Annotated in this window: 11 protein-coding genes; 8 read left to right on the top strand and 3 right to left on the bottom strand. The window is 36.3% G+C overall.

Going from position 1 to position 14,936, the window contains the following annotated elements:
• The first annotated feature begins 181 nt into the window (after window positions 1-181).
• The 5 genes from SOLCA_RS12110 to SOLCA_RS12085 all read left to right on the top strand — a co-directional run bounded on the left by SOLCA_RS12110 (window position 182) and on the right by SOLCA_RS12085 (window position 9,894).
• Window positions 182-3,784 carry a hypothetical protein gene (locus tag SOLCA_RS12110; RefSeq protein WP_157604565.1) on the top strand — a complete coding sequence of 1,201 codons (3,603 nt, stop codon included), beginning with the start codon at window positions 182-184 and terminating at the stop codon, window positions 3,782-3,784.
• A gap of 21 nt (window positions 3,785-3,805) precedes the next feature.
• Entirely contained in the window at window positions 3,806-7,354 is a 3,549-nt protein-coding gene (locus SOLCA_RS12105; RefSeq protein WP_014680741.1) for a DUF6443 domain-containing protein, read from the top strand.
• On the top strand, window positions 7,347-7,718 hold the full coding sequence (locus tag SOLCA_RS12100; protein WP_014680740.1) for a hypothetical protein: 372 nt from the start codon (window positions 7,347-7,349) through the stop codon (window positions 7,716-7,718). Before SOLCA_RS12105 ends, SOLCA_RS12100 begins: the two co-directional genes overlap by 8 nt.
• Window positions 7,719-8,712: 994 nt before the next feature.
• A complete protein-coding gene (locus SOLCA_RS12090; protein ID WP_042479741.1) occupies window positions 8,713-9,282 on the top strand; it encodes a hypothetical protein in 570 nt (189 codons plus the stop codon).
• A 234-nt stretch (window positions 9,283-9,516) separates the two neighbouring features.
• Window positions 9,517-9,894: a hypothetical protein gene (locus SOLCA_RS12085; RefSeq protein ID WP_042479739.1), complete on the top strand. Its 378-nt coding sequence runs from the start codon at window positions 9,517-9,519 to the stop codon at window positions 9,892-9,894.
• A gap of 149 nt (window positions 9,895-10,043) precedes the next feature.
• Here the strand turns inward: SOLCA_RS12085 and SOLCA_RS12080 are convergent, their stop codons facing one another.
• Both SOLCA_RS12080 and SOLCA_RS12075 read right to left on the bottom strand, forming a co-directional pair.
• Window positions 10,044-10,349, bottom strand: coding sequence for a GNAT family N-acetyltransferase (locus tag SOLCA_RS12080; protein WP_014680737.1), 306 nt, complete (start codon window positions 10,347-10,349; stop codon window positions 10,044-10,046).
• A gap of 65 nt (window positions 10,350-10,414) precedes the next feature.
• On the bottom strand, window positions 10,415-10,642 hold the full coding sequence (locus tag SOLCA_RS12075; protein ID WP_456154232.1) for an NAD(P)/FAD-dependent oxidoreductase: 228 nt from the start codon (window positions 10,640-10,642) through the stop codon (window positions 10,415-10,417).
• 31 nt (window positions 10,643-10,673) lie between these two features.
• On the opposite strand from SOLCA_RS12075, the gene SOLCA_RS12070 reads away from it, so the two are divergent.
• From SOLCA_RS12070 to SOLCA_RS12060, 3 genes are all read left to right on the top strand, one after another.
• On the top strand, window positions 10,674-13,346 hold the full coding sequence (locus SOLCA_RS12070; RefSeq protein ID WP_245536711.1) for a polymorphic toxin type 33 domain-containing protein: 2,673 nt from the start codon (window positions 10,674-10,676) through the stop codon (window positions 13,344-13,346).
• A 140-nt stretch (window positions 13,347-13,486) separates the two neighbouring features.
• Window positions 13,487-13,933, top strand: a complete 447-nt coding sequence (locus tag SOLCA_RS12065) for a DUF4279 domain-containing protein (RefSeq protein ID WP_014680735.1) — start codon at window positions 13,487-13,489, stop codon at window positions 13,931-13,933.
• 16 nt (window positions 13,934-13,949) lie between these two features.
• Window positions 13,950-14,327, top strand: coding sequence for a hypothetical protein (locus SOLCA_RS12060; protein ID WP_157604564.1), 378 nt, complete (start codon window positions 13,950-13,952; stop codon window positions 14,325-14,327).
• 243 nt (window positions 14,328-14,570) lie between these two features.
• On the opposite strand, the gene SOLCA_RS12055 is transcribed toward SOLCA_RS12060, so the two are convergent.
• A complete protein-coding gene (locus SOLCA_RS12055) occupies window positions 14,571-14,876 on the bottom strand; it encodes a GNAT family N-acetyltransferase (protein WP_014680733.1) in 306 nt (101 codons plus the stop codon).
• Between the last annotated feature and the right edge of the window lie 60 nt (window positions 14,877-14,936).

The raw sequence follows: 14,936 nt of genomic DNA, 5'->3' as shown, positions 1-14,936 counted from the left end.
TTAATTCAACTTAATCTCTTATCCCAGAATACTACAGAAGTATTTAAAGAAAAGTTAACTCATTCAAATGCTTGTTGCATTTAATGAATTGCAACAATATTTATAATAAATGATTATGGGCCTTATGAAAAGGAAAACAATTAAATTTTTATCATTGATATTATGCCTGTGCCATTTCACCGTGCATAGTCAAACAATACCAACTAGAGTTGATATACCTTCACCACAGGTTGCGGCAATTAATCGCTTTATAGAAACTTCGGTTGGACACTTTACTGGCGTTCCACAAATAAGTATTCCTTTATATGAGATTAAGATAAAGGATGTTATGGTTCCAATAACTTTGAGTTATCATGCAGGAGGGATAAGAGTTGATCAGGAAGCCTCTTGGGTGGGTCTAGGCTGGAATCTTTCTTACGGAGGACAAGTAACCAGAAATGTAAGAGGAGCACCAGATGAGCATTATTTTATTCCTGCTGTTACCCGAAATACTGGATTTACTACCATTAAAGATTTTAATGCATTACCACATTATTCGCAAGATCCAGGTTTACAGGAAAGGACCCAAAATATGCTTGAGGCAAAACTTGCAATCAACGGACAAAGAGATTTTATGCCGGATGAGTTTTACTATTCCGTAGTAGGGCAGTCAGGAAAATTCATGTTTAATCAGGAACTAAAAAAATTTGTGACTTTTCCCAAAGAGGATATAAATATTTCGTTATCAGACACAAATCTTTTTTCGTTTTTACTGGATAATGGTGTTGCTGTTGATTTGGGAGCCGATGGAGCCAGTTTTCAATCAGATCCAACAGGCGTTATGCGAGCTACTCGAAATAGCTGGTTAGTAAAAAAAATACAAAATACCAGTAATGAGGAGATTAATTATTCTTATACTAACAGTTCGTACAAAATACCTAAAATTTCAGGACAAAATTATATCCAGTCAACAGGCGCTTATACTGAAAATTTAACCAATCCTGGAAGTACCTATGTGTCAGAAAATAATACCTATGATGAAGCATTAGTGAGCACTATCAGCTTTCCGGAAGGAATAATCAAATTTATCACCATGGAAAGAGAAGATATGCAAGGTAAGGCATTAAAAGAGGTTCAGGTGTTAAATAATGCGCAACAACTGATTAGAAAAATCATATTTGATTACAGTTATTTTCTTGGAAAAGATTATGATGTAAATCTTGGACGATCAGCACCGGTAATTTGGAACTATGCTGATAATTATAGATTTAAACGTTTGCGTTTAGACTCCGTGCGTATTGTGGGACAAACAAGTACCTCACCAATCAAATATAAGTTTGATTACAATACGTTTGATATGATGCCCTCTAAATATTCATTTTCACAAGATCATTGGGGGTATTTTAATGGAATTATGAACCATTCAATGATTCCATCTATAGTTGTAAAGGATGGTGTCGATCCTTCATTGTATGATGGAGGAGATCGGTCGGTAAAACCCGAAAAAAGTAATGTTTTCTCCTTGAAAAGTATTGTTTGGCCGGAAGGAGGAAAAACTGAATATACCTATGAGAACAATAACTTCAGAGTTAAAAACATCCCTCAAGGTTCCAGAGAACTGATAAATATGTTAGTTGATGATAATTTGGCGCTGAAGAAAGCAGAAATTCAGATCAGCGGTTATCCTCGTAGTAGTTTTGCTCCTGATCCCGATTATATTGATCCTGTAACCAAGGCACGTTGTTATAAAAAACGTTTTACCGTTAGTAATAATAGTTATGTTGATCCTGGTTATGGATGGGAATGTTCTTCTGATTTTGGCGTGAAAGGAGACATCGATAAAAAATATGATATTCCATATGGCCAATGTAATGTAGAATTTTTACTAGAGCAAATAAAACCTGAAGGAAGAGTTACTGTAAAAGGCTTTAATAATGCACAAAATGCCCCTATTAGAGTAAAGGAAAATAAAACATATTTAGAGTTGCTTCCAGGAGAATATGAGATGACAGTAAAAATAACTTATCAAGGTATACCTGTCGATCACGAGTATAATTTACAATCGCACTTTACTTATTTTAAAATAAGCTGGCGTGAAATAGGTGAGGATGATATTGTTAATGCCGGAGGATTGCGGATCAAAAAAATTGACTATTTTGATAATAACGGGGCCAAAATTAAAGCAAAGTCTTACGATTATACGAATCCGGTTGATGGTAAAAGTTCGGGGACAATAGCTGCTCTACCGCTGTATATTCAAAATAAGTGGAAGGGTGGTTATATCAGCAGACCACACACACATTATAGATATTACTTTTCCAATTCCGTGTTACCACTGTTAACCACAGAAGGTTCATATGTAGGTTATGAATATGTAACTGAGTATGATGAGAATGTACTCAACACAACTGATCGTCATAAAATCACTTATCAGTTTAGGTACAACATGCCTTATTTTACAAGTTTTTATAAATACATGCTACTTTCATTGCAAGAACCGGATGAGTGGCTACAAGGTCAACTATTGAAGAAAACTTATTATAAGGGCTCAAAAATAATCAAGCAGGAAGATTATTCTTACTACTATCGGTCACCTCATGCGTTAACGGATATAAATAAAGAAGATTGGGTTGATGAAATTAATACGGATATAATCAGTTTCGGGGCACTTACCTGGGGTTATGCAAACCCTATACTGTTGGCATTATATATGAAAGATTTGCGCGAGCAGGGTTATAGTGATAGGAGTGTTATGTGGTTTGATGACACACTCCCCCCTGACTTTTATTCTCAAAGTTATCCTGAACTAGGCACTCGGGCTTCTTTTCTATATGGTGTTGATTATGTTGATGGAAATACAGTTCCTAATATCAGACGTTTTACCGGCTTTAATAAACCATTGTCCAAAACAACAACTTTATACGATGATAATGGCGGTGAATCAGTGACGACCGAAAAGTACTACTATGAAAAAACACCTGTAAACTATCAGTTGTCCAAATCTGAAGCAATAAATAGTAAAAAGGAAACGATTTCTCAGCAATATAAATATCCGCAAGATTATGCAGGCATTTTGGTGTATGATAAGATGACGCAGCAGCATCGAATTGCTTCTGTAATTGAGCAAACCAACTTTAATAGCACCAAGGAGTTAACAAAAGTCAGGAACAATTATGGTTTTTGGAATAACAATACACTCATTGCTCCTTTAAGCATAGAAAAGTTTAACAACGGTAGCTTAACCCCCAGTCAGGTGTATAATTTCAATGGGTATGATACTAAAAGTAATTTACTTGGAGTTACTCCACAAAAGGGACCTTCTACCACCTATAAATGGGGTTATAACCAGCAATACCCAGTTGCTGAATGCAAAAATGCAGCAGAGAACGAGTTTTATTTTGAGAGTTTTGAAGAAGACGCTGCGGCATCAATAGTTAAATTTCATACAGGGCTAAAATGTAATTATGGTCGTAGCTTCACGGTGTCATTTACCAAACCTAATTCCCGTACTTACACCATTGGATGGTTTGAATTAGAGGGAAATCTTTGGAAGTATAAAGAAGAAACGTACACGGGTACTAAGACTTTCTTAGCAAGTGCTTATGTAGATGACATTCGGATATTCCCATCTGATGCTCAAATAACCACCTATACCTATGAGCCGTTAGTAGGTATGACCAGTTCAACCGATGCCAAGGGACAGACTACCTATTACGTGTACGATGGTTTTCAGCGACTGAAATGGATCAAGGATCAGGAAGGCAACATCCTGAAAACAACGGATTATCATTACCAAAACCAATAACATTTACCAAGTAGAATACGAATGATACGATTTTTAAACAAAAGGACGCTACTATTAGTAGCTATCCTGAACATAACCTGTATCAGCACATTTGCCCAGCAGGCGAACGTGAGTTTATCCACTTACTCTGGTCAGTCGGAGATTATGGCGACCCAAAGTGTTACTTTGCTACCGGGAGTGAACATTCCGGCAAGCAGCAATGTAAGGATTTACATCAGTGGAGCAGCTGCTTACTGTGTGCCACTGGCGGCAGCACCGAGCGCCAATCAGAATTACATTCTTACCAACACGATTAAAGTACCGGGCATTATAGATGAAACGGGTCTGGCCAACCGCAGTACCTGTGAGATCAGCCAGACGATCCAGTACTTTGATGGACTAGGCCGTCCGCTGCAAACAGTACAAACTAAGGGCAGCCCTTTGCTTAACGACATTGTCCAGCCGTTTGAATACGATGCCTTTGGCCGGGAAGCGAAGAAGTATTTACCCTACGTGGATGCAACAGGCAACGGCAGTTATAAAAACATTGTGCCGGGCACAACTGTGAGTAGCTTTTATGCTACAACGAATCCCAGCACTTTAGCTGCCAATATTGCCCGTACTGGTTATCCTTTTGCAGAAACCCAGTTTGAAGCCTCGCCATTAAATCGGGTAGAGCAACAGGGAGCTGCAGGCGAAGCCTGGCAGTTATTAAATGCATCCATTACCGAATCGGGCCATACGATAAAAACAGAATATGGCACCAATGTCGCCAATGAAGTAAAACTGTGGACGGTTAAAGCGGACGGCTCCGGAGCTACGGCTACTTTCTATGAAGCCAATCAGTTGTATAAAACCATTATTAAAGATGAAAATTGGGTAAATGCAACTGGAACCAAAGGCACAACAGAAGAATTCACGGATAAGGAAGGTAGAGTGGTACTTAAGCGTACCTACGATGATGCAGGTATCGCGTTATCGACTCAGTACGTGTACGATGATTTCGGCAATTTGCGTTATGTAATTCCTCCGGCTGTTACGGCTATTTCCATTACTGAAAACGATGCCACCTTCAATGAGCTGATCTATGCCTATCATTACGATGATCGTCAGCGGGTGGTGGAAAAAAAGATCCCTGCTAAGGGTTGGGAGTTCATTGTGTACAATAAGCTGGATCAGGTAGTGTTAACTCAGGATGCCAATCAACGTAATAAAAAACAATGGATATTCTCCAAATATGATGTCATGGGTAGATTGATTATCACAGGTTTAGTGAATAATGACAATCAAACTAGAACTGTAGTACAAACAGCTGTAGATGATCAAATAAATTTTTTATGGGAAGACCGCGACGGTAACACATTGGGATATACCACTCGCTCATATCCTAAAACAGACGGTGCGACCATCGATGTTTTAACTGTTAACTATTATGATAATTACTTATTTCCTGGTAATCCCTTCGGTGTGCCAACTGGAAATCAAAGTCCAATGACCAGAAGCCTTTTAACCGGGACCAAAGTAAAAGTATTGGATGGTGGCAATACTTATTTATGGACGGTAAACTATTACGATAATGAAGGTAGAGTAATTCAAAGTAAGAGCACAAACTACCTTTTAGGTCAGGATGTGGTGGATAACACCTACGATTTCCCCGGACAGCTTAAAATATCTAAACGTACCCATACCGTTTCAGGTAAAGCACCGCTGGAGATCACTACCCGTTATGAATATGATCACATGGGACGCAGAATCAATACTTATGAACTGATAGGTGCTGACCCCACCAAAGAAGTACTACTGGCTTCGTATAAATACAATGAACTGGGTCAGCAGATTAAAAAACAACTGCACTCGGAAAACAATGGCGGCTCGTACCTGCAAGCGGTGGATTATGCCTATAACATCCGCGGCTGGCTGACAAAAATTAATGATGCCAATTTAACAGATATTACTGACCAGTTTGGTATGGAGTTGAAATATGAAGGCAACGGTGCTGCATCTCAGTATAATGGTAATATTTCTGAAATGACTTGGAAGAACCGTAATCCTAATGCAACTACCCAAAAAGCTTATCAATTCGGTTATGACAAACTAAACCGGTTGTTGTCAGCTACTTCCACCATTGGCAGTAACTTTAATGAGGTGTTAACCTACGATGTAATGGGGAATATTAAAACCTTAAAACGTAACGGAGGATCTGCTTCCTTAATCGATGATCTGACCTATACGTATAAAAACGGCAATCTATCGAACCGCTTGGAAAGCGTAGATGATCAGTCTGCTAACAGTCTCGGACAACGAAAAGGGCTAACGAGTTACGATTACAGCGACCCGAATGGGAACCTACTCGGAAGTACCAATACTAGCGATCAGACAAGGAACCTCAACATTAGCTATAATTACCTGAATTTGCCACAACAAATTAAGGTTAATAGTCAGGCTATTGATTACATCTATGATGCAATCGGAAGAAAGTTACGTAAGGTTAGTAGTGGCGTTACGGTTGACTATGTGGGAGGTATTCATTATAAGGCCGGAGCTTTGGAGTTTATTCAAACGGAAGAAGGCATTGCAAGAAACCTTACATCCAGCTATCAGTATCAGTATAACCTGACGGATCATCTGGGTAATGTCAGAGCCACCATTATCAAAGGATCTCAGGGCGTGGAGACCATTCAGGAGAGCAGTTACTATGCTTTTGGTATGACTCAGTCCGAATGGGTATCCAGTGCAAAAAATAAGTACCTTTACAATGGTAAGGAACTGCAGGAAGATTTTGATTTGAATCAGTATGATTACGGGGCACGGTTCTATGATCCAGTGCTGGGCCGGTGGCATATAATAGATCCGTTGGCTGAATTAATGAGGAGATATTCTCCATATAATTATGGGTTTGATAGTCCCGTTAGGTTTCTTGATCCTGATGGTATGGCTCCTAGCCCTTTTTTTGATAGAAAAAATGATTCGGATGAAGAATCTCTTCTTTTTGGATCATCTCCATTTCTAAGGTCTCTTATGGATAAAAGAGATAATAATGACGAATTTAGAAAACTCAAGAATTATATCTATCCTCCCACCAATGTGATAGCAACTGATGGGGGAAATGGAAAAAGGAAAAAACGACATGCTGATAAAGAAAGTAAAGCACAAATAGAAGCTGTAGCCTCAACAGGGACGGCACTTGGTTGGGCTGCAGATGGATCAACTTTAATATTAGCGACATACAAAGGTTCTGAGTTATATTTCACTAATGCAAAGGGTGTGATAACAGCAATACCTCTGAGCAAAGTTACTGCAGTTATTGAAAATGTTGGAAAAGGAGTTTTAGTTACTGGATTTATGGTTGATGGAGCCATGTACATCTCTGGAAATCAATCAGGAGAGAAAACTGCTGCTAATGTAACTGCCGGTATTGGGATTTACTTAATGAGATTAGGACCCAAAGCAAATTTTTTAATGGCATCTCTTTGGTCTTTAATTACAACAGAATTACCTGACATGCCTCATCAAGAAACGCCGATTAAACATTTAGCTGATAATACGAATATTATTTTACCAAATATAAAGAACTATAAAGTACATGATTAAAGAGGCCTATTATTGGATGTATAAAGGTTTACAAAAGATAAGAAAAGATGAAAATCCTGCTGTTGACGCTTTTCTTGGGATAGTGTTTTTTCAAAACCTTAACCTCATTGTTTTGGGGCGTATTTTATTTTGTATTTTTCATTTCAGAATTGCAAAAGATCTTGTTTTAATGTGGACTATATTGGGTGCAATTATTATTATTTCGCTAAATTATTTTATAACTTATCATCGAAGAAAAGATATATTTCAGATTGTTGAACAATATTCAAAAGATAGACGGAGAAAAGGTAAGTTTTTTTTTATTTTATATATCATTGCATCTTTAGTTGCATTTTATTCTGTTACACTAGGATTAATAAAATAAACCATTATTTTAAGCGGTAGAGCAAATTAAACTTTGCATTGTGAAATAAAGAACGAGTAATTTATGTTGTTGAAAGATTACTGCCTTAAAAAGCAAGAAAAACTGATTAATTTTATAAGACCTGAAAGAAAACTCTAACCGACAGAACGGACGGAAGTTCATTTTGTGTAGCCCTGAATTTCGGGGCTACTGCCTTTTGTACTTTTTTTTCATTGTATTTGGTGATTTTTATGGAAATAGCCCTGAATTGTGTTAGTAAAAGATTATGATTGAGTTAAAAAGAGATTTGAAAAAGTACTTCCTTATGATAGACAGGAATATATTGATTTTTTTGATGAAGATTTTGAGTCAACAATAAAATGGTATGGGATATCATTCAAGCATCAAAGGGCGAAGAGTGTTGAAATATTTGAAGGTCTGCTTAAAAATGTAGTTTCAAAATTAGATAATGGTTCTTTGTGGATTGTAAATCATGAGGACAAAGACCTAGAGTGGCTTCCAAATAACGAGGATAATTTAATCAGTTTACGAACCTTATTCAAAGAAAGAGGTATTCCAAATACATTTAAAGGGGCTATAATTTTCACGAAAGATGATTTGTTGAAATTTTCAAAGGATTTAATTTCATATCCATATTCTGTATTGAATAAAGATGGTTTTTGTATAAAGATTTGAATATTTCACACAGTGAATTATATTTTATTATAAAAATATCAGGTCATTTGTGTCTTGATTTCCTGAGTACAGATAAAGAACTTCTGAAAGAACTTGTAAATGAAAATTCCTCATATTTTATTACCAAAGAATATAGAGGAAATTAACAAGATTGATTCAATATCTCGAGTATTATAGCCTTCAATTTGAAGGCTATAATATTTTATCATTAATTAATTTGCGCTTGTTGTTGAAAATTTTTGCGTAAGTGGGATTTTTAACTGCAAAATAAAACAGAAAATTTTTTCTGGCCAATGGCATAAAGACGATGTTGAGTATTATGGATAAGGCAGCGCAAGATTTAAATTATCAATCCATGTTAAATATTAATTTCAAATTAACAATCTTCTTATTATCGATCTTTTCCTTGGTGTGCCAACCTCAAAAATCTGACTCAAGGTTGACAAAATATTCTGACCATTCAGATAGTTTAATAGTTAAGTCATATTCTGGCGAAACACCCCCAACTTATTTACAAAAACTAACAAAAGTTGTTGATAGTATCAGTAGTCATGCCAATATTTCTGTTAGATCAATAGAAGCTATTATACCTGCCACAGGTGAAGAAATGCTGGAATATTATAATTTGACATTTAATGATTCTACATATAAATATTTTTCAATTATTGATAGTGTCATAGTGAAAAATGCTGCCGATAATAAGTATGGTTTTTTGCCTAAATATTTAATGCTTAATCAATTTGTTGACGGTGAATATGCAGATGGTTATTTTGATAATTTGGAAAACATTATAATCAGAAATAAAAAAAATGTATGTAGAATTTATTCGAACCTACCAATTGAAAAGGTAAAACGAATTCAAAATTTGATGAGAAAGTACTGTAAGTAGTTTTATGATTATTTAAGTGTTCACATTGCTTCTTTCAATAAATAAAAAACAAAAAGCGGGAGTTAAAATATAATTCTTTGATAAATGTAGGTGTTGTTATTAAAGCACCTGTATCTACGGATGAAATGTTATTAGAAGTGGTTTAGGTATTTCTCCTAATCAACTTCAATTAATTTTAAGTCACCCTTTAAACAATGATTTAATTGAAAAAAAGACTAATTTTATCGTTGGACAATGAAAAATATTATAATAATAAGCAGAATAATGTTAATCATAACTTTAATCATATTTTGTAACTGTAGTCATAAAAATGATAGAGTTAAAATTGTAGAATTACTTAACAGTACATATGTTGGCGACAATATAAAAGCTTACTATTTAATAGGAGAAAGTAGAGATACCTCCTTTATTAGAGAGCTGGTTAAAGATCCTTATGATTCACGTGTTACAAACAACTTAGAATTTAAAGGAATATCCGTTTATCAAGCAAAAATGATAGCTTTAAGAAAGTTAACGGGAGTGCCTCCGCCTAAAATAATTACATATGAACCTGATTCTTTGATAGGTGAATTTTATATTAATTTGCTTAGAGAAAGGAAGTTAATTAAATAAACAATGCATAGAATATGCGTACATACATATGTAAACGTTTAGAAGTTGCAACCCAACGGAGAATATAAATGTGTGATTGATACTTGCAACGGTATTCCAAAAAAATAAAAATCAAAAACCGCGGGAGTTAAAACATCCTGCGGTTTTTGTTATACATTATATCCTGCTGCTAAAATGCGTTTCCAGTCAGGGTGACGCTTTAGGTAAGCTGCTACATACGGACAAAGAGGAACCAGTTTTTTCCCTTCTCTCTCAATAATATCGAGAATAGATTCAACTAATTTTTTTGCAATGCCTTGGCCTTCCAGTTGCTTTGCAACTTCGGTATGTGTAAGATATATACTGTCTTGTGTCCTGATGTATTCAACAAATGCCAGATGTCCATTCACTTCTGTTTCAAAACGTTTTTTATCTGCATTTTCTGTTATAGTTAAGGTTCCGGTATATTCAGCCATAATATATCAAATGTTTAATAAATGAAGATACGTTTTTTAGCAAAGCTTAAATAGTTGCCGCTGTTTTACGGATAGATCTGATTCAGATGATTTCCCAGGCACTTTCCCATGCTAAAGCAGGCCTGTAATAAATAACCTCCTGTAGGTGCATCCCAGTCAAGCATTTCGCCAATAATAAAGTGATTAGGCAACTTTTTGAGTTGAAAACAATCGTCAATTTCAGTTAATGCAATTCCCCCAACAGTTGAAATGGCTTCATCAATTGGGGCAGCACTTACAACAGTTAAAGGCAACTCTTTAATCTTTTTAGCAAGGACTTCAAGATTGGTAAATTCCTCTTTGCTTAAACAATTCTTTAAAAGAGACAATTGGGTAAATGCAAATGGAACCAAAGGCACAACAGAAGAATTCAAGGATAAGGAAGGTAGAGTGGTCCTTAAGCGCACCTATGATGATGCAGGTACCGTATTATCGACGCAATATGTGTACGACGATTTTGGCAATTTGCGTTATGTTATTCCTCCGGCAGTAACAGCCACTACCATCACTGAAAACGATGCGACTTTTAATGAACTCGTCTATGCCTATCATTACGATGGTCGTCAGCGGGTTGTGGAAAAGAAAATTCCTGCCAAAGGCTGGGAATTCATTGTATACAACAAACTGGACCGGGTGGTGTTAGTCCAGGATGCTGTTCAACGTGGCAAAAATCAATGGAGCTTTTCCAAGTATGATGCTATAGGGAGGGTTATCCTGACTGGCTTGGTGAATAACAGTAGCCATACCAGAGCCACCTTGCAACCGGCCGTAGACGGTCAAACAGTGAACCTATGGGAAGATCGTGATGGTAGCTCGTTAGGCTACACGGAAAGAGCTTATCCTTTAACAAGTGATTCAAGAGTGGACATATTAATAGTTAACTATTACGATAACTATTCCTTTCCCGGTAATCCATTTGGTGCACCAACAGGTGAGCAAAGTTTGATGACCAGAACCCTGTTGACAGGAACGAAGGTAAAAGTATTAGATGGCGGCACTACCTATTTATGGACCGTGAATTTCTACGATAAGGAAGGCAGGGTGATTCAAAGCAAGAGTACCAATTACCTTTCGGGGCAAGATGTGGTGGATAACACTTATGATTTTCCTGGACAGCTCAAAATATCTAAACGTACCCATATCGTTTCAGGTAAAGCACCACTGGAGATCACCACTCGTTATGAGTACGATCACATGGGACGCAGAATCAATACTTATGAACTGATAGGTTCTGACCCCACCAAAGAAGTATTACTGGCTTCGTATAAATACAATGAACTGGGTCAACAGATTAAAAAACAACTGCATTCCGAAAATAACGGCAGCTCCTACCTGCAAACGGTGGATTATGCCTATAATATCCGCGGCTGGCTGACAAAAATCAATGATGCCAATTTAACAGATATTACTGACCAGTTTGGTCTGGAGTTGAAGTATAATGGCAACGGTGCTGCATCTCAGTATAATGGTAATATTTCTGAAATGACCTGGAAGAACCGTAATCCCAATGCTACTACCCAAAAAGCGTATCAATTCGGTTATGATAAACTGAATCGGCTGTTGTTAGCTACTTCCACTATTGGCAGTAACTTTAATGAAGTGTTAACCTACGATGTAATGGGGAATATCAAAACCCTGAAACGTAACGGAGGATCGACTTCCTTAATCGATGATCTGACCTATACGTATAAAAACGGCAATCTATCGAACCGCTTGGAAAGTGTAGACGACCAGTCAGCTAACAGTTTTGGGCAACGAAAAGGGCTGACGAGTTATGATTACAGCGACCCGAATGGTAACCTGATTGCAAGCTCCAATACTACTGACCAGACAAGGAATCTAAGTATTACCTATAATTACCTGAATCTGCCGAAACAAATTAAGGTGAATAATCAGGCTATCGATTACACCTATGATGCAATCGGAAGAAAGTTACGTAAGGTTAGTGGTGGCGTTACGATTGACTATGTGGGAGGTATCCATTATAAGGCCGGAGCTTTGGAGTTTATTCAGACAGAAGAAGGCATTGCAAGAAACCTTACATCCAGTTATCAGTATCAGTATAACCTGACGGATCATCTGGGTAATGTCCGAGCCACCATTATCAAAGGATCTCAGGGCGTGGAAACCATTCAGGAAAGCAGTTATTATGTATTTGGCATGTCTCAGTCGGAATGGGTGTCAGGAGCAAAAAATAAGTACCTTTACAATGGTAAGGAACAGCAGGATGACTTTGATCTGAATCAATATGATTATGGTGCAAGGTTTTATGATCCGGTGCTGGGCAGGTGGCATATAATAGATCCGTTGGCTGAATTAATGAGGAGATATTCTCCATATAATTACGGATTTGATAGCCCCGTTAGGTTTCTTGATCCTGATGGTATGGCTCCAGGTTCTTTTTTTGATAGAAGAAATGACTATGATGATCGATCTATTTCCTGTGGATTATCTCCGCATGATCGAAGATTTTTTGATAGAACACAAATCGATGACAATGGTCTGAATATTATTATCCCAGACATTATTTCTAAGATTGATAATGATAAATCTGTTATTTATAAAGCTGGTGGTGATGGAGGAAAGAAGGATAAAGGAAAAGAAGTAGAAAAAGATAGAAATCCCGCTCAGGATAAACCATTAAGTGATGGTGAAATTGAATTGCTTGAGAAAAATGGATTTAATCATCGTGATAAATCCATGAATGGTAAAAGAGGAGGAAGGTTAGATTTATGGAAGGATGGAGAAGGAAATGTATACGAAAAACCAAAAGGTAATAAGGGTCCTGGGGAACCAATTGGATATAATCTAAAAGACCTTAAAAGTACTGTTGTTAAGACAGCTGTAGGAGTTACAGTAGCTGTCGTTGTATATGAAGTATTTAAATGGGGTGCAGCTATTATTTTAGCGCCTGAAACAGGAGGTGCTTCATTAGCAGGAGCCTCAGTTTTGCCTTAATTATTAAGTAATAAAATTGTTTTGAGGTTTAGTATATTAATAGATTGCTTTCTTTACAAAGATGGAAGGATTAAAGTCCATAAGGTTGATGGATATTAATAATGTTAAACGACCTTTTATATTTAAAATTCAAAAGAATAATGAAAAAAAATAAAATAATATTAAGCTTTTCTTTATTAGACTTTAACGATATTACTCCTGAGGAAATCACACAATTGTTGAATGTAAATCCTACAAAAATATGTGTCAAAGGTCAAAGAAGAAACCCTAAGAATCCAGAGTCTCCTTTGATAAAGCAAAATGGATGGATGATAGATTCACCATTAGGTCAATATGCCTCGTTTGAAGATCAAATGAATTCTCTCTTAGATATAATTGAATCTAAAATTGATATTTTTCGAGCTTTATGTAAAATGTATTACTGTGAATTTTCTTGTGCAATATTTATGTATTTGGGTAATGAAGAAAGTACGCCTTGGGTTCATTTGGATTCCAGATATAATGAACTAATAAAAGAATTAAACATAGAATTTGATTTAGATCTTTATGTTTTTCCCAATGAAGAAGTTAGTAACTCTAACTTGTAAATAAGTGATGTGGTTCTTGATTATTGGCGAATGGGGGAATAGTTCTATGGATGTAGGTTTTGAGTTTTTATTGCCGATAGAGTCAAAACTATCAGCTATCAAGTTTGAGCAGCCGTTTATGAGTGGGCAGGGAGAAAAATTTCCTCAAGGTCCGGAAGAAGCTTGGTTTAATTATTTTAAGCTAATTAAATCAAATGTTCCTGAACATATCATCTCATTACTGCCGAATAATTTTCAAAAAGAACAATGGCAATGTGTTGCGATAATTGATGGAGTTGATAATTTGATAGATGAACTTTCCATAGATTCAAATATTCTCCAGGAAAATAATATTTTGTTTAATCTATTTTCTTCTCTGGCTGGAGTTGAAAAAAAAATGGGTTATAGTTTTTGAACCAGATTACGACCGTATAGATGAAGTATTTGAAGGAAATCTTGATATTGCCTTTCGTAAAATTGTTGATTCTTTAACAATTGAAAGGAATGGTTTTGTGATTTGGTTTGAAAAAAAAGATTAAAAGGAGATATATCGATTTAGTCTTGAATTGCACTTGATAGTCAATCATTGATACTTACAACAACACTCCAAAGAAATAAAATCAAAAACCGCGGGAGTTAAAACATCCCGCGGTTTTTGTTATACATTATATCCTGCAGCTAAAATGCGTTTCCAATCAGGATGACGCTTTAGGTAAGCTGCTACATACGGACAAAGTGGAACCAGTTTTTTACCTTCTCTCTCAATAATATCGAGAACAGACTCAACTAATTTTTTTGCAATGCCTTGGCCTTCTAATGCTTTGGCAACCTCGGTATGGGTTAGATAAATACTATCTTGAGTTCTGATGTATTCTACAAACGCCAAATGACCGTTAACTTCAGTCTCAAAGCGTTTTTTATCTGCATTTTCTGTTATAGTTAAGGTTCCGGTGTATTCAGCCATAATATAAAAGTTTAATAAATGAAGATACGTTTTTTAGCAAAGCTTAAATAGTTGCCGTTA

The sequence above is a fragment of the Solitalea canadensis DSM 3403 genome, assembly GCF_000242635.2.
Classification (GTDB): domain Bacteria; phylum Bacteroidota; class Bacteroidia; order Sphingobacteriales; family Sphingobacteriaceae; genus Solitalea; species Solitalea canadensis.
The sequence above is the reverse complement of the archived record's forward strand: the minus strand, read 5'-3'. Positions and strand labels throughout refer to the sequence as shown.

What these genes read in the sequence shown, in the direction of transcription:
- SOLCA_RS12090 (WP_042479741.1), top strand. Translation starts at nt 8,713, where the DNA reads ATGGATAAGGCAGCGCAAGATTTAAATTATCAATCCATGTTAAATATT.
- SOLCA_RS12085 (WP_042479739.1), top strand. Translation starts at nt 9,517, where the DNA reads ATGAAAAATATTATAATAATAAGCAGAATAATGTTAATCATAACTTTA.
- SOLCA_RS12105 (WP_014680741.1), top strand. Translation starts at nt 3,806, where the DNA reads ATGATACGATTTTTAAACAAAAGGACGCTACTATTAGTAGCTATCCTG.
- SOLCA_RS12065 (WP_014680735.1), top strand. Translation starts at nt 13,487, where the DNA reads ATGAAAAAAAATAAAATAATATTAAGCTTTTCTTTATTAGACTTTAAC.
- SOLCA_RS12080 (WP_014680737.1), bottom strand. Translation starts at nt 10,349, where the DNA reads ATGGCTGAATATACCGGAACCTTAACTATAACAGAAAATGCAGATAAA.
- SOLCA_RS12100 (WP_014680740.1), top strand. Translation starts at nt 7,347, where the DNA reads ATGATTAAAGAGGCCTATTATTGGATGTATAAAGGTTTACAAAAGATA.
- SOLCA_RS12055 (WP_014680733.1), bottom strand. Translation starts at nt 14,876, where the DNA reads ATGGCTGAATACACCGGAACCTTAACTATAACAGAAAATGCAGATAAA.